The sequence below is a fragment of the Halorubrum sp. B52 genome (assembly GCF_059752555.1).
This window is the reverse complement of sequence record NZ_MWTG01000007.1, coordinates 254,937-281,475: the sequence shown is the minus strand read 5'-3', so window position 1 is coordinate 281,475 and position 26,539 is coordinate 254,937. Positions and strand designations below refer to the sequence as shown.

Here is a 26,539-nt window from a genome sequence, read left to right as displayed (position 1 = left end):
GAGGCGTGGTGACGGACGTATATAATTACGCCGCGGCTTACTCGAGCCGCGCGAGCAGGTTGAGGACGTGGGCGGTCCGGAGCGTCCGCGCCGAGGCCCCGCGGTCGAACACCAGCTCGTCGCGCTCCAGCACGTGCGAGAGCACGTCGGCCGAGGCGTGCTCGGGCGCGGCGGCGATGCCCGAGTCGCGTTCGGCGACCCACTCCATCACCCGCAGATCCGACTTGCTGTCGCCCATCACGAGCAGGAACGGGTCCCGCACGTCGAGCACGTCGAGCGCCGCCTCGACGCCCGCGACCTTGTCCAGCTCCAGCGAGGTGATCTCCGCCGCGTCGCCGCGGTAGTAGCCGACGTCGATCCGGTCGAACAGCGCGGCGACCGGCTCCGGAACGTCGGCGAGCGCGGTCGGATCGACGGCCGTCCCCCCTTCGGCTGCGCTTGCTTCGAGCACCTCGCGGATCTCCGGGTCGGCCGACGCGTAGTGGGCCCGTGCCCACGCGGCGCCGCGCTCGGCCGGAGAGGAGGTGTCGTCCTCGCCGGCGCCGTCGCCGCCCTCGACGTCGGCCCGCTCGACGACGACCGCGCCCAACAGGTCGATCAGGTGCACGAGCCCGTCGTCGATCACGGCCTCCGCGTCAGCGCTCCCGGTCTCGAAGTTGGGTTTCAGCGTGACGTTGAACTCGTTGCCCTGGAGGTGACAGCCGCGGCGAACGTCCTCGGGGGACTCGGGGAGGACGCGGGACCGGACGTCGTCGAAGACGCCCCGAACCGACTCGTCGAGCTCCTCGTAGAGCAGCCGCTTCGTCCGGGAGCCGTGGCCGGGCGTGAACACGCCGTTCCCCGACTCGTAGACGATCGAGAAGGCGCCGGAGTGGACCAGCTCGTTCCCGAGCCCCTGGATCATGAACCCCTTGACGTTCTCTAACGTCTGGCCGGTGCAGATGACGATCGGCACCCCGGCGTCGTGGAGCGTCGTCAACACGTGCAGCGTCTCCCGGGGGATCTCGTTGTCGGTGCCGCCGGCCGACCGAAGCGTCTCGTCGACGTCCAACACCAGCGCGTTGACGGCGCGGCCGTACTTGGCGTGGAGGTCGAGGGCGGTGAACGCCGTCTCGCGGTCGGCGTGAGCGGCGATCTCCGCGAAGGTGGCACCGCCCGGAAGCGCGTCGCGGATCTCGGATTTCAACAGGTCGAGCTCGTCGCTCGCGTCCTCCCAGTGTTCCAGCGCCACGCGCGAGTCCACCGGCGGAAAGAGGTCGACGAACGACTGGTGCTCGCGGAGGGTCTCGACGTCGAACTCGTCGTACAGGCGATAGAGGAGGTCGTACCGCTCCATGCGCGCCCCTCCGCCCCGGGGTCCGTAAAGCGTGCCGACTCGGCGTCGCCGAGCCCGGGCGGCGAACCGACCGGAGTTACGAGTCGCCGCGCCGCTCCGCCAGCCACGTCAGCGCCGCGTCGAGGTCGGTCTCCGGCGGCGAGCAGGTCCGCCCCTCGCAGACGTAGGCGGTCGGCTCGCCGTCGACGGCGTCGCGGCCGGCCCAGATCGGCGGCGCCTCGTCCATGTCGAGCCGGTCGAGCCACTCGTCCAACCCCGCCGCCGTCGGCGGCCGCGGCGCGACGAGCGCACCCGGGAGGTACCGCTCGCCGAGGGTCTCGCGCCACGCGTCCGGCACCGCGTCGGCGGCGATCGTCGCCTCGATCCCGCCGGTCTCGACGCGCTCGGCCGCCCGCACGAGCGAGACGTGTTCCAGCGGGCTCGCGCGGATCCGGTCCGCGTGGGTCGTCACGACGGCCTCCGCGACCGCGGCGAAGTCGCGGTCGGTCCGGAACCCGTCGAGGAGCATCAGCGTCTCGGCCGCCACGCCGAGGCTCGACGGCGTCGAGCGGTCGGTGAACTCCTGTGGGCGGGCGAACAGGGCGTCGTCGCCGGACTGCGTCCGGCTGCTAGAGGCGCGTTGCGCCTCTCCGTCGCCCGCGGTCGTCCCGTCGCCGCCGTCCGCCTCCGGGTCCCGAGTGAAGTAGATCGTCCCGTCGTCGGGGTCGTGGAACTCGTCGACGATCGTCTCGGCCAGCTCCAGCGCGAACCCGAGCGGCTCCGGGTCGCCGGTGGCGGCGTAGACGTCGAGCGCGCCGCGCGCGAGGAACGCGTGGTCGTCGAGGTACCCCGGACCGCGGACGTCGCCGTCGAGCCATCGCCGGGCGAGTTCGCCGGAGTCGGCGTCGTACAGGCGGTCGCGACAGAAGTCGAGCGCCTCCCGAGCGATCTCGGCGTACTCCTCGCCGAGGGCGCCCGCCGCGCTCGCGAACGCGGAGATAGCCCGGCCGTTCCACGCCGCGAGCACCTTCTCGTCGCGGGCGGGCCGCGGGCGGGACTCCCGCGCCTCGAACAGCGCGACGCGGGCCTCGGTCAGGTGCTCACGGACCTCGTCGACCGCGAGGTCGTGCTCCTCGGCGAGCTCCGCGACCGACGCCGAGACCGTCGGCACGGTCGTGCCGCGCTCGAAGTTGCCGCCCGACTCGATCCCGTACCGCGCCTTCGCCAGCGACGCGGCCGGCTCGTCGAGGACCGCGTCGACCTCCGCGGGCGTCCACACGTAGAAGGCGCCCTCGACGTCCTCGGCCACGTGGCCGTCGTCGCTCGCGTCCCCTCGCCGGCTCTCCGGTGGCGCGCTCCGCGCGTCGAGCGTGCTGAAGAAGCCGCTCGCCTCGTGGCGGAGCTCGCGGTCGAGGAAGCCGAGCGTCTCGCTCGCGACGCGGGCGTACGCCGGGTCGCCCGTCACGCGGTAGCCGTCGAGGTACACGAGCGGGAGCTCCGCGTTGTCGTACAGCATCTTCTCGAAGTGGGGGACGGTCCACCGCCGGTCGGTCGCGTACCGGTGGAACCCGCCGCCGATCTGGTCGGACATCCCGCCGCGGGCCATCCCGTCGAGGGTGCCGGTCGCGGCCGCGAGCGCGGCGTCCCGGCCGCTTCGGCCGTAGGCGCGCAGGAGCAGGTCGATCCGCCCCGGCATCGGGAACTTCGCGCCGCCGCTGCCGAACCCGCCGTACTCGTCGTCGTACCCCCGTATCGCAGCGGCGGCCGCCTCGTCGAGGAGGTCGGCGCCGGGCGCCTCGGCGTCGCTCGCGTCGTGGTCGTCGTCCCGCTCGGGGACCGACTCCAGCTCGTCGCGGGCGCTCGTCGTCCACTGCTCGGCGCGCCGCTTCATCTCCTCGCGCTGCTCGGGGTCCGCCCACGAGTCGGCGATTCGTTCACAGAGGTCGCGGAACCCCGGCTGGTTCCGGCGCGGCTCCGGCGGGAAGTAGGTCCCGACGTAGAACGGCTTCCCCTCGGGCGTGCACCACGCGGAGAGCGGCCAGCCGCCGCCGCCCGTGACGAGCTGGGAGACGGTCATGAACGTGCTGTCCACGTCCGGGCGCTCCTCGCGGTCGACCTTGACCGGCACGAACTCCTCGTTGAGCACCTCCGCGACCCCCTCGTCCTCGAAGCTCTCCTCGGCCATCACGTGACACCAGTGGCAGGAGGAGTAGCCGATGGAGACGAACACCGGGACGTCGTGCTCGCGGGCGCGCTCGAACGCCTCGTCGCCCCACGGCTGCCAGTGGACCGGGTTGTCGGCGTGCTGCTGGAGGTACGGGCTCGCCTCCCCGTCGAGGCGGTTCCGCTCCGTCGGCTGTGTCATACGCCCGGTTCGCCCCGGCGAGGCAAAAACCCGTCACACGAGCGTCGGATCCAGTCGCGATCCCCCGTTCGATCCACGTACGTGGCTATCTCGGCGTGAGCGGAGAGTAACGTTTACACTACCGTGCAGTTATCCGTCGGGCATGACCGAGACCGTACTCCTCGTCGGCGGCGGCGGACGCGAGCACGCGATCGCCCGCGCGGTCGCCGGCGACTGCGCGCTGTACGCCTGCGCGAGCAACCGGAACCCGGGCATCCGCCGGCTGGCCGACGGCTTCGAGTCGATCGACGAGACCGACGCCGAGGCCGTCGCCGACTACGCGACCGACGTCGGCGCCGACCTCGCGGTGATCGGCCCCGAGTCGTCGCTCGCGGCGGGCGTCGCCGACGCGCTCGACGACGCCGGCGTGTACGCGTTCGGCCCGCGGGCCGAGGAGGCGCGGCTGGAGACGGACAAGGCGTACCAGCGCGAGTTCATGGAGGCGGCCGACGTCCCCGGCTGTCCCGACTACGCGGTGTTCGACGACATCGAGGCCGCCTGCGACTACATCGACGCGTACGACGGCGACCTCGCGGTGAAGCCGGCCGGCCTCACCGGCGGGAAGGGCGTGAAGGTGATGGGTGACCAGGTGGACGCCGACGGCGCGAAGGCGTACCTCCGCGACTCCGACTACGACCGCGTGGTGTTAGAGGAGCGGCTCGTCGGCGAGGAGTTCACCGTGCAGGCGTTCGTCGCGAACGGCGACCTCCGGACGACGCCCGCGGTCCAGGATCACAAGCGCGCCTACGAGGGCGACGAGGGGCCGAACACCGGCGGGATGGGCTCGTACTCCGACACGGGGCTTTCGCTCCCGTTCATGGCCGAGGGCGACTACGAGGCCGCCGTCGACGTGCTGGAGGCGGTCGTCGACGCGCTCCCCGACTACAAGGGCGTCCTCTACGGGCAGTTCATGCTCACCGACGAGGGGCCGAAGGTCGTCGAGTTCAACGCGCGCTTCGGCGACCCGGAGGCGATGAACACGCTCCCCGTCCTGGAGACCCCCTTCGTCGACGTGCTGACGGCCGCGCGCGACGACCGTACGCTCCCCGACCTGGCCTTCTCGGGCGAGGCGACCGTCTGCAAGTACGCGGTGCCGGACGGCTACCCGGTCGACCCCGACGCTGGCGCGAAGATCGCGGTCGACGAGGAGAGCGTCGGCGACGCGCTGCTCTACTACGCGAGCGTCGACGAGCGCGACGACGGGCTGTACACGACGACCTCGCGGTCGTTCGCGGTCGTGGGCCGCGGCGACTCGATCGCCGCCGCGGAGCGACAGGCCGAGGCGGGGCTCTCGGCCGCCGGCGACGGCCTCCGAATCCGCCACGACGTGGGGAAGGCCGACCTGGTCGAGCGGCGGATCGATCACATGGACGAGCTGCGACAGTAGCGCGGACCCCCGGCGGACGCCGCACGGACGCGGCGCTGGACGGCGTGGCGAACAGGCGGTCGGTCGTCGCGTCCGCACGGCGGTCGACCGCGCACCCGTCTCGGCCGGCCGTGGGCCCTCGTCAGGTCGTGAGGGCGCTGGCCGCGGTATCCGACTTGAACCCTCGCGTCGATTTCGGCACCGACACGACCCCGCTCTCGGACCGCCGAGCGTGTCGGCGACCCTTTTACCCGTGCCGTCCGAAGGTCCCCTCGTGACTCACGAGGACGGCGGCGAGGCGGCGGGTTCGGCGGAGCGCGCAGCGGCGGGCGCAGACGGCGACGGGGATACCGACGACTCCCGGACCGGCCGACTGGAGCGCCACCCGACGGGCGGCCCGCGGAACTCGCTGTGGTCGTGGCCGGACGCGAAGTCGCCGCTCGTCGTCGTCCGCAACTACGTCGCGATCGTGCTCGCCCGGGTCTGTCCGAGCCTGCGGCTGAAGAACTGGCTGCTGCGGCGGATCGGCGTCACGGTCGGGACCGGCGTCGCGTGGGGGTTGGAGTCGACGCCGGACGTGTTCTGGCCGGAGCGGATCGCCGTCGGCGACGACGCGATAATCGGCTACGACGCGACGCTGCTGTGCCACGAGTTCCTCCGCGACGAGTACCGCCTCGGCGACGTCGTCGTCGAGGAGGGCGCGATGATCGGGGCCGGCGCGGTCGTCCTGCCGGGCGTCACGGTCGGCGAGGGCGCGCGCGTCGCCGCCAACTCCCTCGTCGCCGCGGACGTCCCGCCGGAGACGACGGTCGCGGGCGTGCCGGCCGAGGTGGTCTCGCGAGCGGACGACGGAGGGGAGTCCGTCGACGAGACGGCCGAAGCCGCGGAATAGGCGCTACGCCGCGTCGGGGTTCGTGTCGTCGCCGTCCGCGTCGGCCGGGTCGCCGCCGTCGCTCTCCGCGGCCCCGGTATCGTCGGTCGCGTTCCCGGCCGCGTCCTCCGCGGCGGCGCGCTCCGCCTCGGTGATGTGCGCCTCGGTGCTGACGCTCTCCAAGTCGACGCCGACCTCTCGCGCGACCGCGTCGAGGACGGCCCGCTGCTCGGCCATCTCGTTTTCCAGCTGCTGGACGCGCTCGGAGGTGTCGAGCACGGTCGTCTGGGTCTCCTCGACCTCGGTGCGGAGCTCGTTGATCTTCTGGTACGTGCGCTCGGCCTTGTCGGCGAGCGTCTGGATCTTCTTGGCCGTGTCCCCGAATCCCATGTCGGACGGTGAGGGCCCGGGATACGTGGGCTTTTCCGTTCGCTCCGGGCGACGCCGACCGCTCTCCACCGACGGTGGGCTTTTGTCCGAACCGCCCGACGTAGCGGTATGAGCGTCGAGCGGATCCTGCTGACGAACGACGACGGCGTCGACGCCGTCGGACTCCGCGCCCTGTACGACGCGCTCTCGGTCGACTACGACGTGGTGACGGTCGCGCCCGCGGGGGACCGCTCCTCCGTCGGCCGCGCCATCTCCGCAGACGTCGAGGTCCGCGAGCACGAGCTGGGGTACGCCGTGGACGGGACGCCGGTCGACTGCGTCGTCGCCGGCCTCGACGAACTCGTCCCGGACGCCGACCTCGTGGTCGCCGGCTGCAACGAGGGCGCCAACCTCGGCGCGTACACGCTCGGGCGGTCCGGGACCGTCTCCGCGGTCGTCGAGGGGGCGTTCTTCGGCGTCCCCGGGATCGCGGCGTCGATGTACGTGCCGGGCGGCGACGACTGGTGGAAGCGGGACCTGCCGCCGGCGTCGTTCGCGCACGCCGCGCGCGCCACGCGGTTCCTCGTCGACGAGGCCGTCGGGACGGGCGTCTTCGAGCGGGCCGACTACCTCAACGTCAACGCGCCGATGGCGGAGCCCGCAGAGGGCGACGGGGGACGGGAGGCGGCCGTGAGCGACGGCGCGTCGTCCGACCCCGCGGCCGAACCCGCGGTCGACCCCGCGCCGATGCGCGTCACTAAGCCCTCGGAGTGGTACGGGATGGAGGCGACGTCCGACGGGAACGGCGGCGTCTCCATCTCCGACCCGATCTGGGGGCGGATGACGCCCGCGGACGTGCCGGACCCGGTCGGCACCGACCGGCGCGCGGTCGTCGACGGCGAGGTGTCGGTCTCGCCGCTGTCGGTGCCCCACGCCGCCGAACCGGACGCGGGGCTCGACGAGCTCGCGAGCCGGTACGGGACCGATCGGTGAGAACGGGAGGGACGGCCGGAACGCGGCCTACGACTCGTCGGCGCTGACGGTGACCTTCGCCTCGCTGACGACGCGGTCGCCCATCTCGTAGCCGGGCTCGTACACCTCGTGGACGGTGCCCTCGGGCTGGTCGCTCTCGACGCGGAGCATCACCTGGTGGCGGGACGGGTCGACCTCGTCGCCGGGCTCCGGGGCGATCGGCTCGACGCCCTCCTCGGCGAGCACCTCGTCGAACTTCTCCAGCGTCGACTCGACGCCGGGGCGGAGGTCGCTCCCCTCCTCCTGGTCGAGCGCGCGCAGGAGGTCGTTGCGGACGGGCGTGATCCGCTCGACGAGCCGCTCGGAGGCGCGCTCGCGGATCTCCTCCTGCTTGCGCTTGGCGCGCTCCTTGTAGTTGCTGAAGTCCGCCTTCACGCGGGCGAGCTTGCTCGTCAGCTCCTCGGCTTCCTCCTCGGCCTCCAGCAGCTCCTCGCGCGTCTCCTCGAGCTCCGCTTCCAACTCGGCAACCTCCCGCGCGAGCGCCTCGTCGTGCTCGGCGACGGCGGCGGCCAGGGCCTCGCTCTCGCCGGCCGCGTCGTGCTCGCCGGCCGCATCGGTCGCCGACTCGCCGCTCGCTCCCTCGGCGGTCGCCTCCGCCGTGCCGTTCGCGCTCGCCGCGTCGGCCGCGGCGTCGTCGGGGGACTCGACCTCGACGTCGACGGCGTCGTCGTCGCTCATACGCGATCGAAGTCGGTCGGCGTGCATAAGCGTTGCAGAACGCGACCGCGACGGCGGCGCGGGGCGCGTCGGCGGCGGTGCCGGCGCCGACGAGGGGCGGACGGCACGACGACCCGACCGAATTTATGAGGGCGGCCGCCGATCCCTCGATCCGCATGCCACCTCGTCCCTCGACGTTCTCGATCGCCGCCCGCGACCCGGAGACCGACGCCGTCGGCGTCGCCGTTCAGTCGAAGTTCGTCAGCGTCGGCGCTGTCGTCCCGTTCGTCAGCGCGGACGCCGGCGCGATCGCGACGCAGAGCTTCGCGAACGTCGCCTACGGCCCCGACGGGCTCGATCTGCTCCGCGAGGGGCACGACGCCGAGGAGGTCGTCGACCGGCTCACCGCCCCCGACGACGAGGCGCCCTCCAGACAGGTCGGCGTGGTGGGCCTCGAGGGCGAGCCGGCCGCGTTCACCGGCGCCGACTGTCACGACTACGCGGGCGACCTGCAGGGCGACGACTACACCGTCCAAGGCAACATCCTGGAGAACGCCGAGACGCTGACCGCGATGGCGGAGGCGTTCGAGGAGACGGCGGGCGGCCTCCCCGAGCGGCTGATCGCCGCGCTCCACGCCGGCAACGAGGCGGGCGGCGACAGGCGCGGCGAGCAGTCGGCCGCGCTGTACGTCGCCAAGCCGGAGGGCGGCTACGACGGCCGCAACGACCGGTGGATCGACGTGCGCGTCGACGACCACGACAGCCCGATCGACGAGCTCGAACGGGTGTTCAAGCTGTACGACGTCACCCTGCTGGAGCGCGAAGCGCCCGACGAGACCCGGGAGCTGACCGGCGAGGCGGCCGCGGCGGTCGCGGAAGTCCTCGCCGACCTCGGCTTCCTCGACGAGACCGACGCGTCCGGGGGGGACGCGACCGGGAGCAGGGCGGCCGAGGCCGACGCCTTCGGCGATCCCCACCGCGAGGCGCTGGAGACGTTCCGCGGGATGAACAACTTCGAGAACCATCCCGTGCCGGTGTTAGAGGACGCGATCGCTCGGGGCTGGGACGACGCCGACGGCGAGGGAGAGGACCGCCTCGTCGACGCGGTGTGGCACGGGCTCTCGCGGCTCGACCGGGTATAAGAACGCCGCGGAGCCAGACGGCGCCGCCGACCCGCGGGAGTATTTAAATGTCGACTCCCAAGCGGTGGCAATGACCGCGCCGAACCGGAACGCGCTGTGGGCGGGGGCGCTCGTTGACGAGCTCGTCGCCGCGGGCGTCGACAGCGTCGTCGTCTCGCCGGGCAGCCGATCGACGCCGCTGACGATGGCCGCCGCCCGGCACGACGACCTCCGCGTCTTCTCCCAGCTCGACGAGCGCTCCGCCGCCTACTTCGCGCTGGGCCGAGCCCGGCGGACGGGGAGCGTCGCGCCGCTGATCTGCACCTCCGGCACCGCCGCCGCCAACTACCACCCGGCCGTGATGGAGGCGAGCGAGGCCCGCGTCCCCCTGCTCGCGCTCACGGCCGACCGCCCGCCGGAGCTGCGCGACTCGGGCGCCAACCAGACCGCCGACCAGGAGAAGCTGTACGGCGACGCCGTCCGATTTTATAAGGACCTCCCCGAGCCGGCGCCGAACGACCGCGCGCTCCGGTCGCTGCGGACCACCGTGGGCCGGGCCGTCGCGGCCGCCGAGGGCGCCGACCCCGGTCCGGTTCACCTCAACGTCCCGTTCGAGAAGCCGCTGGAGCCGACGCGGGTGCCGGGCGACGTCCCGGCCGACCTCGACCCGATCGCCGCGGCCGGCCGCGACGGCCCCTACGTCGACGTGACGCCGGGCTCGCCCGAGCCGGGCGATGACGGGCTCCGCGCGCTGGCGAACGAGCTGTCGGGGGTCGACCGCGGGCTGATCGTCGCCGGCCCCGCGGACCCGCCCGGCCTCGACGCCGAGTCGGTGACCGCGCTGTCGCACGCGACCGGGTTTCCGGTGCTCGCCGACCCGCTCTCGAACGTCCGGTACGGCGGCCACACCCGCGTCGCGCCCGTGATCGGCGCGTACGACGCGTACCTCTCGGCGGCGGTCGCCGGGGACGGAAGCGACGCTCAGGGCGGCGACGCCGAGGGCGACGGAGACGCCGCGGCCGAGGCCGCCGCCGGATGGACCGACCCCGAGGTCGTCCTCCGGCTCGGCGCGTCGCCCACCTCGAAGAACCTCCGTAAGTACCTCGCCGAGACCGGCGCCGACCAGTACCAGGTCGACCCCGCGGGGCGCTGGCGCGAGGCGGAGTTCGCCGCGACCGACCTCGTCGTCGCAGAGCCGAGCCGCCTCTGCGCCCGCCTCTCGCGGCTCGTCGCCGGCGGCGGTGGCGACCCGGACTGGCGCGCGCAGTGGGAGGAGGCCGACCGCGTCGCCCGGCAGATACACGACAGAGAGCGCGAAGCGGTTCTCTCGGCGGACGGCGATCCGGCCGGATTCCACGAGGGCGACGCGCTCCGCGCCGTGGCCGCCGCGCTCCCGGACCCGGCGACGCTGTTCGTCTCCAACTCGATGCCCGTCCGCGACCTCGACCGATTCGTCGGGCCGACGACGGCGAGCGTCACCGCGCTCGGCAACCGCGGAGTCAGCGGGATCGACGGGATCGTTTCCAGCGCGCTCGGGGCGGGCTCGGCGACGACGGACGACCTCACCCTCGTCGTCGGCGACCTCGCGCTGTACCACGACGCGAACGGCCTGCTCGCGCTCGACCGGTGCGACGTCGACGCGACGGTGGTCCTGATCAACAACGACGGCGGCGGGATCTTCCACGCGCTCCCGATCGAGTCGTTCGAGCCCGAGTTCACGGAGTCGTTCAAGACGCCCCACGGCGTCGAGTTCGAGCCGCTGGCCGACCTCCACGGGCTGTCGTACGCGCGGATCGACGCGCGGCCCGAGGCGGTCGGGGACCCGGTCGACGTCGCCGAGGAACTCGAATCGGCGTGCGCGAAAGCGCGCGACGCCGACGGCTCCCACCTGATCGAGGTGCGGACCGACGCCGAGTCGAGCCACCGGACGCGAGAGCGGCTCGCGGCGGCGGTCGACGAGGCGGTCCACGGCGGCGGCTCGGACCGAGGCCGCGGCGGCCCGGACTGAGACCGCGGCGGCGGCTCGGACCGAGACCGCGGCGGCTCACTCGACCGCGACCGTCGCGGTCGCCTCCGCGTCGTGCTCCTCGGCGGTCAGCGTCCCGACGATCAGGTAGACGCCGGGCGGCGGGGTCGGCCACGTCCCCTCGTACGTCGCCGACTCGCCGGGCGCCAGCGTCTCGGTGCCGAGCGCCTGCGTGAACACGCGCCCTTCGCCGTGTCGCCAGACCGGCCCGGCGGTGCTGTGACGGGGGTCGCCCGCCGCGTCGGCGGCGGCGGACTCGAAGGCCGCGAAGTCGGCGCGCTGGCCGGTCCGGAACCGGAGCGTGACCGGGTCTTCGCCCCCGTTCGTCACGGTGAGCGCGAGGTCGACCCCCTCGTCGCCCTCGTCGGTCGCGAGCGCGGCGTCGAGCATGGGAATGAATCGCACGCGATATTATTTAAAAAATCCGCCCGATCTCTGCGGTCCGTGTGGTTCTATCGAAATCCTCTCTCTCTCTCGGCAAGCCCCGCCGTCGGGAATCTGAGTCGTGTAAACGCGTGCTCTCCGGGTTCGGGGTCACGGACGCGTCGCGGTACGCCCGACGGCGCTTCGTTCGAACGGACGGAACGCCGCGGGGACTCAGCGGTTCTCGCGGACCCGTCGTGAGAGTTCGTCGGCGGTTAAAAGCGCGTCGCGGACCATCGGTGGAGAGACCGCGAACGGCTGGTTGTGGATCGTCTCCTCGTCGACGCAGGCCGCCTCGGCGACGACGGTGAGGTCGCCGTCCGACGGGTCGTCGAGACCGATATCCGAGAGCGTGACCGGAAGTCCGAGGTCCAGCGAGAACTCGACGTACTCCTCGATGAAGGCGTCGTCACGGCCTTCCAACACGAGCTGTGATATCGTCCCGATGTTGACTTTCTCTCCGTGGGTCGCGCCGTGCGTCGCCTCCAGCTGCGTCAGCCCGTTGTGTATCGAGTGGGCCGCCGCGAGGCCACCGCTCTCGAAACCCAGTCCGCTGAGAAGGGTGTTCGCCTCGGTGACGGCTTCGACGCTCTCGGTGACAGCGCCCCGCTCGACCGCATCGACCGCGGCGAGCCCGTGGTCGCGCAGCGTGTCGTAACAGAGGCGCGCCAGCTGGTGCCCGGCCCGCGTGGGTTTCCCGCCGACGACGTTGTCGCCGTCCGACTGGGAGGCCGCGTCGGCTTCGAACCACGTCGCGAGGCCGTCGGCGATCCCCGACCGGAAGAAGCGGGTCGGCGCGCCGGCGATAACGGCCGTATCCACTAGCACGAGATCTGGGTGGTCCTCGTAGAACCAGTACTCTTGGAACTCGCCGTGTTCGCTGTAGATGACCGAGAGCGCGCTCGTTGGAGCGTCCGTCGAGGCGACCGTCGGCATCGAAACCATCGATTCGTTCAGGTTCGTTCGGACGGCTTTTGCGGTGTCGAGCGCCTTGCCCCCGCCCGCACCGACGACGAGGTCGATCCCCCGATCTTCCGCCAGGTCGGTGATACGGTCGATCTCCGTCTCGGACGCCTCGCCGTTGAACTCCACCGACGTCGCGCCCAGTCCCGCGTCTTCGAGACTCGCCAGTACGCGGTCTTCGAGAATGTCGAGGACGATCTCGTCGGCGATTAGCATCGCTTTCTCGCCCAACTCTGCAGCGTGTGTTCCGATCTCCCCGGCGACACCCCGGCCCTGTACGTACGCCGCCGGAGATTTGAATATCTGCGTCATTGTGTGACACTGTCATGATCTTTCAACACGGTAATAACAGTTGCGCCGGGTGATTCCGTTGAGATACCGTTTATTAATAGGGCCGTTCGCGGGCGATTCCGACGCCCGGTCGTTCGGTGCCGGTTCGGTCGGACGACGAGCCGGTACCCGATCGCTTTCCCGACGACGACGCGCATAAGTCGCGGCCCCCCGTACGGGAGCGCGTGCAGGTCGTGGGCTACGAGTCGGGCGAGGGGCTCTACGTCGCCAGCGGCGGCGCGGTCGAGTTCGTCGAGGCGGACGCCGGCACGGAGCTGGCCTACGGACTCGGCGAGCGCCGCTGCGCGGGGACCGTCCACGACGGCGAGCACGTCGCCTGCGACGCCCCCGAGGCCCCCTACTGCGACGCCCACGGCAGCGTCTGGGTGTGCGCGCGGTGCACGGGGACGTGTCTCAAAGACGAGATGGACTGCCACGAGGAGCACGCGCTGTACCTCGCCGCGTTCGCCCCCGACGTGCTGAAGGTCGGGGTGACGCGGCTGTGGCGGCTGGAGACGCGGCTCCGCGAGCAGGGCGCGGACCGGGCCGCCCACGTCCGGACCTTCCCCGACGGACGGGTCGCCCGACGGGTGGAGGCCGAGCTGGCCGACGGCGACGACCTCGTCGACCGGGTCCGGGTGCCGACGAAGCTCGACGGGTTCGGCCGCGAGGTCGACGAATCGGCGTGGGCGGCGCTCCTCGATCGGTTCGACCCGATCGAGCGCTTCGCGTTCGACTACGGGCTCGACCTCGACGAGCGCCCCGTCGCGGAGACGATGGCGGCCGGCACGGTGCGCGGTTGGAAGGGCCGGGTGCTGGTGCTGGACCGCGGCGGCTCGACGTACGCGGTCGACGCCCGCGAGCTGGTCGGCCGCGAGCTGACCGACGAGGTGCCGGACCGCGAACTGCAGTCGAGCCTGGGGGCGTTCGGGGAGTGACGGGCGGGCTCGCGGCGACCCTGTTCGGCGACCCGTTCGCCGTCATGAACACGGTCGGACTGGTCGCGTTCGCCCTCGTGGGCTCGACGAAGGCGATCCGCGAGGAGTTCGACCTGTTCGGCGTCGCGGTCGTCGGCCTGGCGATGGCGTTCGCCGGCGGCGTGACCCGCGACCTCCTCGTGAACCGCGTCCCGCTCGCCCTCCAGTCGCCGGTGGAGATCGCGCTCGGCCTCGTCGGCGTCGGGCTGGCCGTCGGTCTGAGCGTCGTGCTCGCCGACCCCGACACGCACCCGATCACGCTCGTCGCGGACGCGATCGGGCTCGCCGCCTTCGCGACGACCGGCGCGATCGTCGCGACCGACGCGGGCGTCTCCGCGTTCGGCGTCGTCGCAGTCGCGACGATCAACGCGGTCGGCGGCGGCGCGGTCGCGGACGTCCTCCTCGACCGCGCGCCGTTCATCCTCTTCGACGACTTCTACGCGAGCTGCGCGGTGCTGGGCGGCGTGACGTACTGGGCGCTCGTCTCGCTCGGCGGGCTCGGCGGGCTCGCCGCCGGCGCGTGCGCGGCGGTGACCGCCGGCTCTCGCTTGGTCGCGATCGCGTACGGCTGGCAGCTCCCGACTGCCGGGTGGGTTGAACGGTTCTTCGAGCGGGTCGGCGGCGAGCGGTGAGCCCGATCGGCGAGCGGTGAGTCAGGGTTTTAAACGAACTCAGCCTTCGAACCCGCTCTCGGCGACGAGCCGCCGCACGCCGACGTACGCGACCGCCGCGATGCCGGCGTAGGCGACGACGAGGGCGGTCGTCCTCGCGTCAGCGCTGTCGATCGCGAGCCGCGCGACCGCGTTCGCCGGGCCGCCGGCCATCGCCGTGGCGCCGCCGAACAGGACGAGCACGCCGACCGAGTAGAGGAACTGGGCGGCCCGGCGATCGGGCGCGAGCGCCGAGACGGCGACCGCGAGCGCGACGACGACCGTCGTCAGCGCGGTCATCAGCGCGAGGATCGACGGGACGTTGGCGACGGGCGTGCCGTTCGCGCGGAGCAGGAGCAGCCACAGCAGCGCCTGCCCCGGTGCGATCGCGACCGCCGCGAGCGCCTTCCCGTCGACGATCTCCCCCAGCGTGACGGGAGCCACCCGCAGGAGTTCGAGCGTCCCCTCGTCGATCTCCTCGGTGATCGAGTCGACGGCGAGCGACCCCGAGATGAAGACGGGGAGGAAGACGAGCACCGGGATCAACACCGTGTAGGTGAACGTGAAGTACGGGCTAGAGCCGGTTCGCTCGGGCAGCGGGAGAGGAGGCTCGCTCAGGTGGGCGGCCCGGTCCGCGCGCTCGTTCAGCTCGTACGTCCGGAGCAGCTCCCGGAGTTGGACGACGATCACGGTCGTCTCGACGGTCGCGTCCGGCGCCGTGACGCGCGCGACGATCCGCCCGTCGTCGTTCCGGTCCGCGACCACCACCGCGTCGGCGGCGTTGCGCTCGAAGGCGAGCCGCGCGGCGCCCGCGTCCTCGTATCGAGTGACGGAGGCCCCGTCGACCTCGCTCGCGGCGCGCTCGAGGTCGCTCACGGCGTCGCCCGCGCCGGCCACCTCGACCTCCGCGCCGCCGAGCGATCCGGGGTCGTACATCGAGACGAGCCCGACCACGAGGAACGACGAGAACGCGGCGATGAACAGCTGGATCGCGACCGCCAGCAGGATCGTCTTCTCGGCGCGCAGGCCCGCCAGCTCCCGGCCCGCGATCGTCAGCCGCCCGCTCTTTCCGGCGGTCGCTCCCCCGCTCTCCGCGTCACCCATGGACGCTCACCACCCCGAAGTTGTACGCGGCGTGGAGCAGCGTCGCCAGCGCCAGCGTGAGCGCGTAGTACGTCCGGTCCCGGCTCGCGCCGACCGCGGCGACGGTCGTGGCGAAGCCGTGGAGCAGGAGCGGGGCGAACAGCAGCGCCGCGAGGGCGAGTGGGGAGACCCCCTCGACCCCGGCGACGCTCCCGAACGCGGCCCGGCCGACGTACAGCTCGGTGAGGCCGACCGCCTGCACGACCGCCGTGGCCTTCTCGGCGAGGAAGAAGCCGACCGCGGAGGCGAGCCCGACCGCGACGGCGACCCGGTCGGTCCGGGCGAAGACGCCGCGCTCGAAGCCGGCGTAGAGATGGACGCTCTTGGCGACCTCCTCGATGAACGCGATGGTCACGAGCAGCACGGGGATCGACACCGTCACCGGGAGCGCGAACAGCGTCGCGACCGCTAAAAGCTCCGCGACGAAGACGAAGGGGATCGCGCAGGCGGTGAGGAACGCGACCGAGCCGAGCGCGCGGAGCCGACGGCGGTCGACGAGATCCCAGGACCGGGCGTCCTCGACCGCCGAGAGCCGCACCGCGAGCGCGTCGAGGAGCTTCCGCGTCACCGGCTTCTGCGTGAACATGTCCTCCTCGCGGTACACCCCGAGCCCGAGCCCGAACAGGAGCGCGGCGCCGAGCGCCATCGGCGCGGTCGAGAACAGCGCCTCGCCGGCCGAGACGGCCTCGCCCTGCAGGTCGAAGACGACGAGCGTCAGCGGCGACACCAGCGCGACGGGGGTCACGTTGGTGAAGACGGCCGGGACGAACGCGTACGTCGTGAGGAGCACGCTGACGCCGACCGTGACGAAGGTGAGCTCCTTGAACGACCGCGCGAACATGGCGCCGACGAACGTGGCCGCGAGGAACGTCAGGGCGACGGGGAGCACGGCGACCACCGAGAGGGCGCCGCCGCCCACGGCGACCGCGATGAGCGTCGTGACGAGGAGCGCGGCCGCGACGTACGGGAGCGTCTTCCCGGCGACGATGTCGACCGGCGAGAGCGGCGTGACGAGCAGCGGCTCCCCCCGTCGGTTCGTGCGCTCGTCGAGGATCGACGAGCCGTACGCCTGGATGAGGAAGTTCATCGGGACGAGGAAGGCGAACGCCAAGAGCAGGGAGACGAAGGGGAACGGCGGGGATATCGACCCCGGCGAGCCGACGGTGTCGGCGCCGAACGTCCCGCCGCCGACCGAGGGGACCGCGAAGCCGTCGCCCGCGGTTCCGCCGTCGAGCGCGGCGTCACCGGTCCCGTCGCCGGCGTCGGTCTGACTGTCGTCGTCACCGTCGCCCCCGCCCGCGCCGCCGCTCCCGTCGCTCGACCCGTCTCCGCCGCCCGAGTCGCCCCCGCCGTCGGATCCCTTCTCCCCGAGCGTCGAGCCGTCGTCGAGCGCGCTCGTCCGCCCGACGTACCGGAGCGTGACCGTGACCGGGAAGGCGGCGGTCGCGTTCTCCTCGGCGGCCATCAGCCGCTCGTTGTGCGCCTCGACGGCCTCGCGGAACTCGGCGGCCGCGGCCTCGCCCTTCCGCGTGTCGCTGGCGCGGACGGCGACGGTCTCGACCGCGCCGGACTCGCTCTTCACGTCGAACACGACGAGGTCGGCCGTGTCGCCGAGTTCGGCCCCCTCGACGGGCACGGGCGTCAGCGCCGGTGCATCCTCGACCGCGTCCGCGTACGGGGAGTCGCCGTCGACGGCGACCCGGTAGACGTCGCGGTCGACGTCGAGCCCGACCGCGCCGACCGCGAGCCCCCCGCCGAGGACGCCGCCGGCGACGAGCAGGAGCGCGAGCGCCGCGGCGAGGGTGCGGCGGTCGACGCCGCCCCCGGCGCGGGCGACCTCCCAGCGCGCGACCCGGAGGACCCTCCGGAGCCGGTCGATCACTCGGCCCCCTCCCCGACTTCCTCGATCGCCCCGCTGCCGCCGGTGTACCGCCCGGGCATCGGTCGCCCGACGATGTCGAGGAACACGTCCTCCAGGCTCGGCTCGCGGGTGCGGATGTCGACGACCTCGCCGCCGGCGTCGGCGGCGGCCACCCGCACCGCCTCGACCGCGTCCATGTCCGGGACGGCGGTGCGGAACCGGTCGCCGACCTCCTCGGTCGCGCCCTCGAGGTCGGCGCCGTCGAGGGCCGGCGACAGGCGCTCCGGCGCGGGCGCGACGTCGGTAAACACGTGGTACGTCGTCTCGCCGTGTCGCTCGCGGATCCCGTCGACGCTCCCGCGGGCGACGATGCGTCCCTCGTTCATCACCACGACGCGGTCGCAGACCGACTCGACGTGGTAGAGGTTGTGCGCGGAGAAGACGACGGTCTTCCCGGCCGCGCGAAGCTCGCGGGTGAACTCCAGCACGGAGTTCGTCGTCACCGGGTCGAGCCCGGACGCCGGCTCGTCGTACACGAGCACGTCCGGGTCGTTGACGAGCGACCGCGCGATGGCGACCTTGCGTTTCATCCCCTTCGACATGTCGCCGAGCCGGCGCTCGCGGTGGTCCAGCTCGAGCCGGTCGAGCGCGGCCGCGATGCGCTCGTCGGCGACGTCGCGCGGCACGTCGTACAGGTCGGCGAAGAAGCGGAGGTACGACAGCGGCGTCATCTCCTCGTAGAGGGGCGACTCCTCGGGGAGGAAGCCGAGCCGGCGCCGCATTTCCGGGTCGTTCGAGGGGAAGCCGGCGACCTCGACCTCGCCCTCCGTGGGGTCGACGAGCCCGGCGAGCACCTTCAGCGTCGTCGTCTTGCCGGCGCCGTTCGGGCCGACGATCCCGAACACCTCGCCCTCCGCGACGGAGAAGTCGCTGTCGACGACGGCCGCGAAGTCGCCGTACGTCTTCCGCAACCCCGCCACCTCGATCATGGGTTCCGGTCGACCGCGGGCCGGGTTAAACCCACCTCCGCGGCTATCAGCCGCGAGAACGGAGCGCCCGAACCGGCGGCTCGGTCCCGCTCAGTCGTCGGCCCACGCGTCGCCGTGGGCCCGGTAGCCGTCGAAGTCGCCGGCCCGGATCTCGCGCTCGATCTCCGCGCGCGTCTCGCCGTCGAGCCGGACGACGTGACAGAGCGGGTGCCCCGGCGCGGCGACCGGGTTCTCCAGCGAGCCGAGGATCAGCCCGTCGAAGGGGGCCTCGACCGCGTGCTCCTCCGTCTTGAAGTGGTTCGTGATCGTGCAGATCGTCTCGCCCTCGTAGACGAGCGGGTACGGCCCCCACTCCATCTCTACGAGGCCGCCGGTGTCGGCGCGCAGCCAGCGCTTCGTGCTGTCGACCGAGGTGGACTGGAACCACCCCGGCCAGTGGACCGGCTCGTTCGGGAGGAGCTCGTACTCGGCCATGACGCTCTCGACGCCCTCCAGCGCCTTGTCGACGAGCACGGGCTGGAAGCGGTGGGCGCGCCCCATCTCGACGGTCACCGTCGGGATCCCGTCGGCGGTCGCCGTCGAGCGCAGCGACCCCTGATCGCCGCTGCCGTACAGCACCACGTTCGTCGCGAACGCCCGCGCGAGCCGCCGGACGTCGGGGTTTTCGAGATCGGCTCGGGAGTGGTAGATCGTCGTCCGGTTGCGGGTTGAGGTGTGGAAGTCGAGCCCGAGGTCGCACTGGGAGACGAACCGCCGGTAGATCCGGTTCGCCATGCGTTCGGTGGTGTTCGAGCGCTCGTTCCCCGGGAACGACCGGTTCATGTCCTGGTCGTAGATCGGGGTGTCGCGCCGCTGCGCCTCGTACGCGGGGACGTTGCACACGTGGAGGCAGACGACCGTGCCGTGGAGGTCGGCGGGCTCGTAGCGGTCGGCGACCTCCTGGACCACCTTGACGCCGTTGAGCTCGTCGCCGTGGATCCCCGCGCTCAGGAAGAGGGCCGGCCCGCCGCCCTCGCCGTTGATTATCGTCAGCGGCATCTCGATCGGGTCGCCGAGGTACGTCTCGCCGACCTCGTACCGGACGCGTCGCTTCTCGCCCGGGTCGACGACGGCGTCGTACCGGAACGGCTCCGGCTCCGAGTTCGCTTCCGACTGCGGCTCGCTCATATCTCGGAGTCGCGGCACCGGAACATAATCACCCGGGCCGTCGGTAGCCTTACGGCGCCGCTTCGAGAATCACGTCGCATGACCGACCGAGGGGACGCGACCGATCCCCAGAGCAGTCCCGCCGACGTCGACGCCCCCGACGCGGCGGCTCGGGAGCCCGCCGTCGACCCGGCGGTCGCGGCGGCGACCCGAGAGGAGCTGCGGACGACGTTCGACTACCAGGTCGAGCGGCTGCGAGAGATCGACAACAAGGCGATCGAGATCCTGAAGGCGAACCTGCTGCTCATCGGGATCGTCGTCACCGGCGGCTCCATCGTCGTCCAGACGACGGTCGACCTGGCCGTCTTCCTGAACCCGTTCACCGTGGTGGGCGGTCTCCTCCTGCTCGCGTCGACGGGGCTGGCCGCGGTCACCTACACCGCTTCGGACCTCCGCGGCGGGCTGGACCTCAAGGCGGTCGACGCGGTGATCGCGAGCGAGAGGGGAGAGTCGACGTCTCCGGACGACGCCGAGTTCGACGAGCGGCTGCTCCGTAGCTACGCCGAGTGGATCGACTACAACGCCCGCGTCACCGCCGTCAACGACCTGCTGGCGACGGTGACGGTGCTCCTGATCTTCGTCGCCTTCGTCTACGTGATCGCCGGCGTCGTCGTCGGCGCGGCCGCCCTCTCGCCCGCCGAGTCGTGGACCTCCTTCGCAGTGCTCACTCTCCTCTCGGCCGCGTTCACGTGGGTCTCCGCCCACATGGACCACCTCGGTCCCGAGACGACCCACCCGGCGGCGTCGTTCGCCGGGATCCCGCTCTCGAAGGGCGGAGACAGGCGACAGGCGTGGTCGTCGCTCCGCGCCATGCTCGGTCGAGCGCCGACGGAAGAAGAGGAACTCGGCATCGGTCCGAACGTCGAGGTCGGAGCGGAGGACGAGACCGAACGCTCGGAGCGGTAGCGGAGTCGGCGAAAGCGAACCGGCCGGTACGCGAGGCGAGAGAGCGGAGAGAAAGCCGCGGGCTCGAGAGCGTTACTCCTCTTCTTCCTCTTCCTCGACGGGCCCTCGGCCCCGTTTCCAGACTCCCTTCGCCGAGGTGTCGTGCGGTGCCGTGTGCGAGACGTCCTTCATGGTGTCGCGGTCGTCGGCCATGTTAGAACCGAGTTGCCCGGATCTCCGTATTAACCCTTCGTGGAAAGAGATAATGAGTCCTGATATCATATAAGGTATTAATATACGTCGGCTTAACTGCGACGAGAACGTTGGACGGATCGTGAATTACCGGTCTCGTTCGGGCGGTAAATCGGACGGACGTTTTGATTTCGACGGCCGATGCGACGCCGACTCGGCGTCGACTGTCGTCCGAGAGGGAACGACCCTCGCCGTCGGTCGCGACGTCGCGGTCGCCCCGTCGGTCGCCGCCGAGGCCCTCCGCGACACCCGCGCCTGGCCGGACTGGGGGCCGGCGATCGACGCCGTGGAGAGCGACGACCGCTACGTGACTCGCGGGACGACGGGACGGGTCCTGGTGGGCGGTGCGTGGCTCCCGTTCCGCGTGACCGCGTGCAACGGGCGACGCTGGGAGTGGCGTGTCGCCGGGATCCCGGCGACCGGCCACCGCGTCGACAGCTACGCCGGGGAGTCCGACCGAAGTCGCGTCGTCGTCGAGGTACCGATCGTCGCGGCCTGGTACGTCCCCGTCTGCCGGCGGGCGCTCGACCGGTTCGCGGCGCTGGTGGAGAGCGACGGCGAGCGGTAGCGGGAAGCGACGACGCGAGGTAGCGGGAAGCGACGACGCCGAGCTACGGCGGGCGCTCCAGCTCGAAGCGGTCGTCGGTGCTCGCGTACCAGCCGCCGGCGAGCCGGCCGACCGTGTCGAGTCGGTCCATGTCTATCTCCCCGTCCACCAGCGCGTCCTCGGCGACGTGGGCGTACACGACCTCGCCGAGCACCAGCGTCGAGGTGCCGATCTCGACCGCGTCGTACAGCTCGCACTCGAGGCTCACGGCCGCCGCGGCCACCCGCGGTGCGTCGACGCGCGCCGACGGCGCGCGGTCGATCCCGACGTGGTCGAACTCGCTCTCCCCCGCGTCGAGCGTCGCGCTCGACGCGTTCATCGCCTCGACGACGTCCTCGGTGACGACGTTGACGACGAACGCCTCCGTCTCGAGCGCGTTCGCGAGCGTGTCCTTCGGGTCCGCCGCGGTCGCCACCGGCGAGAACGCGACGACCGGTGGGTCGATCGCGACGGTGTTGAAGAAGCTGTACGGCGCGAGGTTCTCGCCGGCCGGGCCCCGCGAGGAGACCCACGCGATGGGGCGCGGCGTCACCGCGGTCGAGAGCAGGCGGTACGGCGACCCGAAGGCGTCCGGCTCGCCGCTGCGGTGGGACGCCGCGGGATCCGTCGCCTCGGTCACCGAGCCGTCGTCGGGGCGTTCGCCGGCGGGGCGCTCGTCCGCCATTCAGTTCTCGTACCCCTCCGCGAACGGGTCGATCTCCTCGCTGCCGGGCTCGTCCTCGTCGCGGGTGAACCCCGGCCCCTCCGTCGCCAGCTCGAAGACGAGCCCGTCGGGGTCGCTGAAGTAGATGCTCTTGAAGTAGGTGCGGTCCTTCACCTCGGAGACCCGGATCCCTTGCTCGCGGAGGTGCGCCTGCCACTCGCGGAGCGTCTCCTCGTCTTCGACGCCGAACGCGAAGTGGTGGCTCGCGCCCGGCCCGGGCGCCCCCTGCGAGTTCGGGTACTCGAAGTAGGTGACGTTCGTCCCCGGCTCCCCCTCCGGCGTGGACGAGAAGTAGTAGTGCGGCGTCCCCGGGTCGTCGTAGTTCTGGGTCCGCTTGACCGTGTACCAGCCGAGCGCGTCCTCGTAGAACGCGACCGTCTCGTCCATGTCGGTGCAGATGTTCGTCACGTGGTGCAGTCCGGTGGTGGGTGGGGCGTCGGTCATGATCGTGTGTCGGGTGGTCGCGGAGTCAGTTAGTGCTACTGGGGGCTCGGAAAAAGCGGTCTGAAAGCGATGCGATCGGTTCGGAGCGTCGCGTTCAGTTCGGAACGCTCGCGTCCGGCTCAGAACAGGCCGAGGCCCAGCGCGTAGGGCCACGCGGTGCCGCCGACGGCGAGCAGCGCGACCGCGGCGCCGGCGCCGTAGACGTTCTTGAGGAAGCTCGTCATCTCGCTCTGCTTCTCCTCGGGGTCGTCGACCGACCAGAAGTCGTGCATCGTCACGGCGGAGACGAGCAGGAAGACGGCGAGGCCGCCGGCCGCGATCACGGGGAACGCGCCGACGACGACGCCGAGCCCGCCGAGAACGAGCAGGAGCCCGGAGGCGACCACGGAGAAGCGCGGCGCCGGGAGGCCCTTGAACTCGGCGTAGCCGGCCATGGTGTCGACGTCCATGAAGTGGTTCAGACCCATGAACGCGAGCGTGGCGCCGAACAGGATCCGGCCGAGCAGGAACAGTTCGCCCGCGAAGGGGGAGTCGAGCTGCAGCGGTAGCGTCGTGAATTCAGCTAACATCGTGTAACTACGTATACGGACGTAACCTATTTATCGCTTCCCGGACAATAGGGTAAGCAGGTAACACCGATGTCATCGCAGGAACTCGCCGGCTCCGACCCGGCGGAAACGACCGATACGGAGCCCGAAACGGACGCGTCCGCGGCGCCGGCCTCCGCGTGCCCCGTCGTCGACTCGCTCGAACAGATCGGCTCGCGCTGGCGGCTCGTCGTCCTCCACGAGCTGTTGAACGGCGAGTCGCGGTTCAACGAGCTCAAGCGCGAGACGGACGCGAACGCCCGCACCCTCTCGCGCGTGCTCGACGACCTGCAGGAGACCGGCTTCGTCGACCGGCGGTTAGAGGAGGAGTCGCCGGTGGCGACGTACTACAGCCTCACTCCCAAGGGGGAGTCGCTCGCGCCCGTCTTCGAGGAGATCGACGAGTGGGCCCACGAGTGGCTCGCCGAATGTAGCGGGTAGGAATCCGTCGACGCGGTCGGCGATCGGTACTGAGTGAATCCCGGTTCCGTGGCTGTCTGTTTTTAAGTTGTAGTTGCTGGACCGGCGGTGAATCCCTCCAAAGCCCCAGCCAGGAGGACGGCGCACGCTCGCTGCGTGCTTCAGTCGCTCGCGACGCTCGCTCCTTCCAATGCTTGCGTCGCCTGCGCCGTCCTCCTGGCTGCCCCTTTGGATCCCACCCGACCGCACCGCGACCGCACTGCACCTCACGCCTCCCCAGCCTCGTCGGTGGTCCTCCGCTTCGCTCCGGACCACCGACTCCCTCGCGCGTGCGGTTCGCGGCCTGTCGGCCGCTCACCGGCACGCGCCGCCGCGCCGCCTTCTGTTTATAAAACCGGCGCTACCGGTCGCCTTTTTATAAACCGTGTCGCCGGCGTTCGGCTCCCGCCGGCGAAACGCACAGTATTCTCGGGTCCGTACGGATCCGCGTGTACGCCGGACTGAAGAACACCCCCTGTTGCCTCTGCGGTCGCGACGAGACCCACACCCGGATCGCGGTGCCGCCGCGGGCGCTCGGGCTGATGGAGAACGGCGACCCCATCTCGTGGCGCGACGTCGTCGGGACGGTGACGCTGCGCTTCTGCGCCGACGACTGGGAGCTCGTGAGCGACCTCGCCATCGAGATGGACGCGCACCCGCTCTCGCGGTGTAACGCGGCGCACGTCTCGCTCGACCTCCGCGAGGACCACGAGGCGCTGCTGTCGGCGGTGAAAGGCGAGACCGACCAGACGGAGCTGGAGTCCCGGCTCGCCGCCGAGGCCGAAGCGACGCTCGACGCGGTCGACGACCCCTACACCGAGGAGCGCGACGTCGTCGAGGCGATCGTGGTGCTGCGAGCGCTGGAGGAGCTCGGCGTCCGCGACCCGCCGGGCGACCCGGTAGCGCCGTAGCCCGGCGCTCGTCTATCCGTCGGCGGTCACCACCGCACCTCGAACCCGTCTATCCCCTCCGGCTCCTCGTACGTCGCGTCGACGTCGTCGACGTCGGCGGCGCGGCTCCCCGTCTCGCACCACGCGACCATCTCGCGGACCGCCTCCTCCGGCCCCTCGAAGACGGCCTCGACGCGCCCGTCGTCGAGGTTGCGCACCCAGCCGTCGACCCCCCTCTCGCTGGCGGTGTCGCGAGTCGACGCCCGGTAGTAGACGCCCTGCACCCGCCCCGAGACGTACACGTGCGCTCGCGTGCGATCGGTCATGGAGGCAGCGTGCGCCCGCCGCGGGCTTAAACGCGACGCCCGACCCGCGGAACCCGCGGTCGACGGCCGGCAACCGACGACTTCTAACGAACGGCCGCCGACACGCCGGACATGGACTTGTTCGGAACCGCGGGGATCCGCGGGAGCGCGACGGAGCGGGTCACCCCGGAGCTCGCGCTCGCGGTGGGACGCGCCGTCGCGGCGGAGATACGAGACGAGGCTGAGGCCGACGGAGACGGGTCGAGCGCGGGCGACGCGCGCCCCGCCGAGATCGTGCTCGCCCGCGACGGCCGCGTGACCGGCCCCGCGCTCGCGGCGGCGATGGAGTCCGGGCTCGCGTCCGGCGGCGTCCGCGTGCTGCGCGCGGGTCGGCTCCCGACGCCGGCGCTCGCGCACGCATCGCGGGGTCGGTACGGCGTCATGCTCACCGCCTCGCACAACCCGCCGACCGACAACGGGATCAAGCTGTTCCGCGACGGCAGCGAGTTCGACCGCGAGGCCGAGCGCGCCGTCGAGGAGCGCGTGGCGGGCGAGGAGCCGCCGGCGGCGTGGGACGCGTGGACCGAGACCGAGCGCGTCGACGTCCTCGCCGGCTACCTCGCAGACGTCCGCGAGTACGCCGAGCGGTTCGGCGCCCCGCTCGACGGGCTCCGGGTCGCGGTCGACTGCGGGAACGGGATGGCCGGGCCCGCGACGCCGACCGTGCTCCGCGAGCTCGGCGCCGACGTCGTCACGCTCAACGGGAACGTCGACGGCCACTTCCCGGGGCGCGGGAGCAAGCCGACCCCGGAGACGCTCCGCGACCTCCGCGCGTTCGTCGCCGACGCCAACGAGGGCGTCGCGGATCCGGGCCGTCCCGGCGCGGGCGGCGAGGGCGACGGGACCGACGGCGACGCCGAGGGGTTCGCCTTCGGGATCGGCCACGACGGCGACGCCGACCGGATCGTGATCGTCGACGCCGACGGCGAGGTGGTCCACGAGGACACCGTCCTCGCGATGCTCGCGGAGCGGTACACGCGCGAGAGCGACGCCGCCGACCCCGTGGTCGTCACGACGCCGAACGCCTCCGGCCGGATCGACGAACGCGTCCGCGAGGCCGGCGGGCGCGTCGAGCGCGTGCGACTCGGTGCGCTCCACGAGGGCATCGCCGCGGTCCGGGAGGACGCCACCGAGGCCGGGGCCCTCGGCGAGGCGGGCGCGGTCGGCGAGGCGGGCGCCGCCGGCGAGGTGGGCACCGACACCCGCGTCGTCTTCGCCGCGGAGCCGTGGAAGCACATCCACGTCGCCCACGGCGAGTGGATCGACGGCGTCGCCTCGGCGGCCGTGATCGCCCGGCTCGTCGCCGACGAGGGGCTCGACGGCCTCCGCGAGCCGATCACGGAGCGCCCGTACCGAAAGATCAGCGTCGACTGCCCGGACGACGCCAAGGCCGACGCGATGGAGCGGCTGGAGACCGCGCTGCCGGCGGCGTTCCCCGACGCGACGGTGAACACCGACCACGGCGTGCGCCTGGAGTTCCCGGACGCGTCGTGGACCCTCGTCCGCCCCTCCGGCACGGAGCCGTACGTCAGGGTGTACGCCGAGAGCGACGACGTCGACGACCTGATCGCCGACGCGGAGGACGTCGTCGCCGAGGCGGTGAACGCGGCCGACGACGCGTAACCCCGACGATCGTTCCATACA

General features: G+C 72.0%; 27 protein-coding genes. 12 read left to right on the top strand and 15 right to left on the bottom strand.

The annotated features are described in order from the left end of the window. Window positions 1–37 precede the first annotated feature (37 nt). Window positions 38–1,336: an HAD hydrolase family protein gene (locus tag B4V04_RS02880; protein ID WP_498229002.1), complete on the bottom strand. Its 1,299-nt coding sequence runs from the start codon at window positions 1,334–1,336 to the stop codon at window positions 38–40. 76 nt (window positions 1,337–1,412) lie between these two features. Then, on the bottom strand, window positions 1,413–3,680 hold the full coding sequence (locus tag B4V04_RS02875) for a thioredoxin domain-containing protein (RefSeq protein WP_498229000.1): 2,268 nt from the start codon (window positions 3,678–3,680) through the stop codon (window positions 1,413–1,415). 142 nt (window positions 3,681–3,822) lie between these two features. On the opposite strand from B4V04_RS02875, the gene purD reads away from it, so the two are divergent. Further along, the gene (gene purD, locus B4V04_RS02870; RefSeq protein WP_498228998.1) at window positions 3,823–5,106 is read left to right on the top strand and encodes a phosphoribosylamine--glycine ligase; all 1,284 of its coding nucleotides are present in this window, start codon (window positions 3,823–3,825) and stop codon (window positions 5,104–5,106) included. Between the two features lie 352 nt (window positions 5,107–5,458). Further along, a complete protein-coding gene (locus B4V04_RS02865; RefSeq protein ID WP_498229939.1) occupies window positions 5,459–5,977 on the top strand; it encodes an acyltransferase in 519 nt (172 codons plus the stop codon). Between the two features lie 3 nt (window positions 5,978–5,980). Here the strand turns inward: B4V04_RS02865 and B4V04_RS02860 are convergent, their stop codons facing one another. After that, entirely contained in the window at window positions 5,981–6,346 is a 366-nt protein-coding gene (locus tag B4V04_RS02860) for a DUF5798 family protein (RefSeq protein ID WP_498228996.1), read from the bottom strand. 108 nt (window positions 6,347–6,454) lie between these two features. Between B4V04_RS02860 and surE the strand changes: the two genes are divergently transcribed. Continuing rightward, window positions 6,455–7,318, top strand: a complete 864-nt coding sequence (gene surE / locus B4V04_RS02855; RefSeq protein ID WP_498228995.1) for a 5'/3'-nucleotidase SurE — start codon at window positions 6,455–6,457, stop codon at window positions 7,316–7,318. Between the two features lie 27 nt (window positions 7,319–7,345). Here surE and B4V04_RS02850 read toward each other — a convergent pair whose 3' ends face one another. Next, entirely contained in the window at window positions 7,346–8,035 is a 690-nt protein-coding gene (locus tag B4V04_RS02850) for a nucleotide exchange factor GrpE (protein ID WP_498228993.1), read from the bottom strand. A gap of 155 nt (window positions 8,036–8,190) precedes the next feature. On the opposite strand from B4V04_RS02850, the gene B4V04_RS02845 reads away from it, so the two are divergent. Together B4V04_RS02845 and menD are read left to right on the top strand one after the other, a co-directional pair. Then, complete coding sequence (locus B4V04_RS02845; protein ID WP_498228991.1) at window positions 8,191–9,156, top strand: DUF1028 domain-containing protein; 966 nt, start codon at window positions 8,191–8,193, stop codon at window positions 9,154–9,156. A 70-nt stretch (window positions 9,157–9,226) separates the two neighbouring features. Then, the gene (menD, locus tag B4V04_RS02840) at window positions 9,227–11,143 is read left to right on the top strand and encodes a 2-succinyl-5-enolpyruvyl-6-hydroxy-3-cyclohexene-1-carboxylic-acid synthase (RefSeq protein WP_498228989.1); all 1,917 of its coding nucleotides are present in this window, start codon (window positions 9,227–9,229) and stop codon (window positions 11,141–11,143) included. Between the two features lie 36 nt (window positions 11,144–11,179). On the opposite strand, the gene B4V04_RS02835 is transcribed toward menD, so the two are convergent. Together B4V04_RS02835 and B4V04_RS02830 are read right to left on the bottom strand one after the other, a co-directional pair. Then, window positions 11,180–11,551, bottom strand: a complete 372-nt coding sequence (locus tag B4V04_RS02835; protein WP_498228987.1) for a BsuPI-related putative proteinase inhibitor — start codon at window positions 11,549–11,551, stop codon at window positions 11,180–11,182. A 207-nt stretch (window positions 11,552–11,758) separates the two neighbouring features. Then, window positions 11,759–12,859 (bottom strand): glycolaldehyde reductase, encoded by a 1,101-nt coding sequence (locus tag B4V04_RS02830; RefSeq protein ID WP_498228986.1) that lies wholly within the window; start codon window positions 12,857–12,859, stop codon window positions 11,759–11,761. 203 nt (window positions 12,860–13,062) lie between these two features. On the opposite strand from B4V04_RS02830, the gene B4V04_RS02825 reads away from it, so the two are divergent. Next, complete coding sequence (locus B4V04_RS02825; RefSeq protein ID WP_498228984.1) at window positions 13,063–13,815, top strand: DUF2797 domain-containing protein; 753 nt, start codon at window positions 13,063–13,065, stop codon at window positions 13,813–13,815. Beyond that, complete coding sequence (locus tag B4V04_RS02820) at window positions 13,812–14,486, top strand: trimeric intracellular cation channel family protein (RefSeq protein ID WP_498228982.1); 675 nt, start codon at window positions 13,812–13,814, stop codon at window positions 14,484–14,486. Before B4V04_RS02825 ends, B4V04_RS02820 begins: the two co-directional genes overlap by 4 nt. Window positions 14,487–14,525: 39 nt before the next feature. On the opposite strand, the gene B4V04_RS02815 is transcribed toward B4V04_RS02820, so the two are convergent. From B4V04_RS02815 to B4V04_RS02800, 4 genes are all read right to left on the bottom strand, one after another. Further along, on the bottom strand, window positions 14,526–15,608 hold the full coding sequence (locus B4V04_RS02815; protein ID WP_498228980.1) for an ABC transporter permease subunit: 1,083 nt from the start codon (window positions 15,606–15,608) through the stop codon (window positions 14,526–14,528). Beyond that, on the bottom strand, window positions 15,601–17,529 hold the full coding sequence (locus tag B4V04_RS02810; RefSeq protein ID WP_498228978.1) for an ABC transporter permease family protein: 1,929 nt from the start codon (window positions 17,527–17,529) through the stop codon (window positions 15,601–15,603). The genes B4V04_RS02815 and B4V04_RS02810 overlap by 8 nt, the downstream gene beginning before the upstream one ends. Further along, window positions 17,526–18,497, bottom strand: a complete 972-nt coding sequence (locus B4V04_RS02805) for an ABC transporter ATP-binding protein (RefSeq protein ID WP_498228977.1) — start codon at window positions 18,495–18,497, stop codon at window positions 17,526–17,528. Before B4V04_RS02805 ends, B4V04_RS02810 begins: the two co-directional genes overlap by 4 nt. 90 nt (window positions 18,498–18,587) lie before the next feature. Continuing rightward, window positions 18,588–19,664, bottom strand: a complete 1,077-nt coding sequence (locus B4V04_RS02800) for a succinylglutamate desuccinylase/aspartoacylase family protein (protein ID WP_498228975.1) — start codon at window positions 19,662–19,664, stop codon at window positions 18,588–18,590. A gap of 78 nt (window positions 19,665–19,742) precedes the next feature. Here B4V04_RS02800 and B4V04_RS02795 point away from each other — a divergent pair, with 78 nt between their 5' ends. Continuing rightward, window positions 19,743–20,609 carry a hypothetical protein gene (locus B4V04_RS02795; RefSeq protein ID WP_498228973.1) on the top strand — a complete coding sequence of 289 codons (867 nt, stop codon included), beginning with the start codon at window positions 19,743–19,745 and terminating at the stop codon, window positions 20,607–20,609. A 72-nt stretch (window positions 20,610–20,681) separates the two neighbouring features. Here B4V04_RS02795 and B4V04_RS02790 read toward each other — a convergent pair whose 3' ends face one another. Next, on the bottom strand, window positions 20,682–20,801 hold the full coding sequence (locus tag B4V04_RS02790) for a DUF7989 family protein (RefSeq protein ID WP_498228971.1): 120 nt from the start codon (window positions 20,799–20,801) through the stop codon (window positions 20,682–20,684). Window positions 20,802–20,922: 121 nt separating this feature from the next. Here B4V04_RS02790 and B4V04_RS02785 point away from each other — a divergent pair, with 121 nt between their 5' ends. Next, window positions 20,923–21,408 carry an SRPBCC family protein gene (locus B4V04_RS02785; RefSeq protein WP_498228969.1) on the top strand — a complete coding sequence of 162 codons (486 nt, stop codon included), beginning with the start codon at window positions 20,923–20,925 and terminating at the stop codon, window positions 21,406–21,408. A 43-nt stretch (window positions 21,409–21,451) separates the two neighbouring features. Here the strand turns inward: B4V04_RS02785 and B4V04_RS02780 are convergent, their stop codons facing one another. From B4V04_RS02780 to B4V04_RS02770, 3 genes are all read right to left on the bottom strand, one after another. Beyond that, the gene (locus tag B4V04_RS02780; protein WP_498228968.1) at window positions 21,452–22,111 is read right to left on the bottom strand and encodes a flavin reductase family protein; all 660 of its coding nucleotides are present in this window, start codon (window positions 22,109–22,111) and stop codon (window positions 21,452–21,454) included. Then, on the bottom strand, window positions 22,112–22,594 hold the full coding sequence (locus tag B4V04_RS02775; protein WP_498228966.1) for a VOC family protein: 483 nt from the start codon (window positions 22,592–22,594) through the stop codon (window positions 22,112–22,114). A 119-nt stretch (window positions 22,595–22,713) separates the two neighbouring features. Next, window positions 22,714–23,163 carry a DoxX family protein gene (locus tag B4V04_RS02770; protein ID WP_498228964.1) on the bottom strand — a complete coding sequence of 150 codons (450 nt, stop codon included), beginning with the start codon at window positions 23,161–23,163 and terminating at the stop codon, window positions 22,714–22,716. A 69-nt stretch (window positions 23,164–23,232) separates the two neighbouring features. On the opposite strand from B4V04_RS02770, the gene B4V04_RS02765 reads away from it, so the two are divergent. Beyond that, window positions 23,233–23,622, top strand: a complete 390-nt coding sequence (locus B4V04_RS02765; RefSeq protein WP_498228962.1) for a winged helix-turn-helix transcriptional regulator — start codon at window positions 23,233–23,235, stop codon at window positions 23,620–23,622. Between the two features lie 467 nt (window positions 23,623–24,089). Beyond that, window positions 24,090–24,551, top strand: a complete 462-nt coding sequence (locus B4V04_RS02760) for a DUF7960 family protein (protein ID WP_498228960.1) — start codon at window positions 24,090–24,092, stop codon at window positions 24,549–24,551. Between the two features lie 26 nt (window positions 24,552–24,577). Here B4V04_RS02760 and B4V04_RS02755 read toward each other — a convergent pair whose 3' ends face one another. After that, the gene (locus tag B4V04_RS02755) at window positions 24,578–24,856 is read right to left on the bottom strand and encodes an acylphosphatase (RefSeq protein WP_498228958.1); all 279 of its coding nucleotides are present in this window, start codon (window positions 24,854–24,856) and stop codon (window positions 24,578–24,580) included. 111 nt (window positions 24,857–24,967) lie between these two features. On the opposite strand from B4V04_RS02755, the gene B4V04_RS02750 reads away from it, so the two are divergent. Then, window positions 24,968–26,518 carry a phosphohexomutase domain-containing protein gene (locus B4V04_RS02750; RefSeq protein ID WP_498228956.1) on the top strand — a complete coding sequence of 517 codons (1,551 nt, stop codon included), beginning with the start codon at window positions 24,968–24,970 and terminating at the stop codon, window positions 26,516–26,518. The last annotated feature ends 21 nt before the right edge of the window (window positions 26,519–26,539 follow it).

What these genes read in the sequence shown, in the direction of transcription:
- B4V04_RS02880 (WP_498229002.1), bottom strand. Translation starts at nt 1,336, where the DNA reads ATGGAGCGGTACGACCTCCTCTATCGCCTGTACGACGAGTTCGACGTC.
- B4V04_RS02875 (WP_498229000.1), bottom strand. Translation starts at nt 3,680, where the DNA reads ATGACACAGCCGACGGAGCGGAACCGCCTCGACGGGGAGGCGAGCCCG.
- purD (WP_498228998.1), top strand. Translation starts at nt 3,823, where the DNA reads ATGACCGAGACCGTACTCCTCGTCGGCGGCGGCGGACGCGAGCACGCG.
- B4V04_RS02860 (WP_498228996.1), bottom strand. Translation starts at nt 6,346, where the DNA reads ATGGGATTCGGGGACACGGCCAAGAAGATCCAGACGCTCGCCGACAAG.
- surE (WP_498228995.1), top strand. Translation starts at nt 6,455, where the DNA reads ATGAGCGTCGAGCGGATCCTGCTGACGAACGACGACGGCGTCGACGCC.
- B4V04_RS02850 (WP_498228993.1), bottom strand. Translation starts at nt 8,035, where the DNA reads ATGAGCGACGACGACGCCGTCGACGTCGAGGTCGAGTCCCCCGACGAC.
- B4V04_RS02845 (WP_498228991.1), top strand. Translation starts at nt 8,191, where the DNA reads ATGCCACCTCGTCCCTCGACGTTCTCGATCGCCGCCCGCGACCCGGAG.
- menD (WP_498228989.1), top strand. Translation starts at nt 9,227, where the DNA reads ATGACCGCGCCGAACCGGAACGCGCTGTGGGCGGGGGCGCTCGTTGAC.
- B4V04_RS02835 (WP_498228987.1), bottom strand. Translation starts at nt 11,551, where the DNA reads ATGCTCGACGCCGCGCTCGCGACCGACGAGGGCGACGAGGGGGTCGAC.
- B4V04_RS02830 (WP_498228986.1), bottom strand. Translation starts at nt 12,859, where the DNA reads ATGACGCAGATATTCAAATCTCCGGCGGCGTACGTACAGGGCCGGGGT.
- B4V04_RS02815 (WP_498228980.1), bottom strand. Translation starts at nt 15,608, where the DNA reads ATGGGTGACGCGGAGAGCGGGGGAGCGACCGCCGGAAAGAGCGGGCGG.
- B4V04_RS02805 (WP_498228977.1), bottom strand. Translation starts at nt 18,497, where the DNA reads ATGATCGAGGTGGCGGGGTTGCGGAAGACGTACGGCGACTTCGCGGCC.
- B4V04_RS02800 (WP_498228975.1), bottom strand. Translation starts at nt 19,664, where the DNA reads ATGAGCGAGCCGCAGTCGGAAGCGAACTCGGAGCCGGAGCCGTTCCGG.
- B4V04_RS02795 (WP_498228973.1), top strand. Translation starts at nt 19,743, where the DNA reads ATGACCGACCGAGGGGACGCGACCGATCCCCAGAGCAGTCCCGCCGAC.
- B4V04_RS02790 (WP_498228971.1), bottom strand. Translation starts at nt 20,801, where the DNA reads ATGGCCGACGACCGCGACACCATGAAGGACGTCTCGCACACGGCACCG.
- B4V04_RS02780 (WP_498228968.1), bottom strand. Translation starts at nt 22,111, where the DNA reads ATGGCGGACGAGCGCCCCGCCGGCGAACGCCCCGACGACGGCTCGGTG.
- B4V04_RS02775 (WP_498228966.1), bottom strand. Translation starts at nt 22,594, where the DNA reads ATGACCGACGCCCCACCCACCACCGGACTGCACCACGTGACGAACATC.
- B4V04_RS02770 (WP_498228964.1), bottom strand. Translation starts at nt 23,163, where the DNA reads ATGTTAGCTGAATTCACGACGCTACCGCTGCAGCTCGACTCCCCCTTC.
- B4V04_RS02765 (WP_498228962.1), top strand. Translation starts at nt 23,233, where the DNA reads ATGTCATCGCAGGAACTCGCCGGCTCCGACCCGGCGGAAACGACCGAT.
- B4V04_RS02755 (WP_498228958.1), bottom strand. Translation starts at nt 24,856, where the DNA reads ATGACCGATCGCACGCGAGCGCACGTGTACGTCTCGGGGCGGGTGCAG.
- B4V04_RS02750 (WP_498228956.1), top strand. Translation starts at nt 24,968, where the DNA reads ATGGACTTGTTCGGAACCGCGGGGATCCGCGGGAGCGCGACGGAGCGG.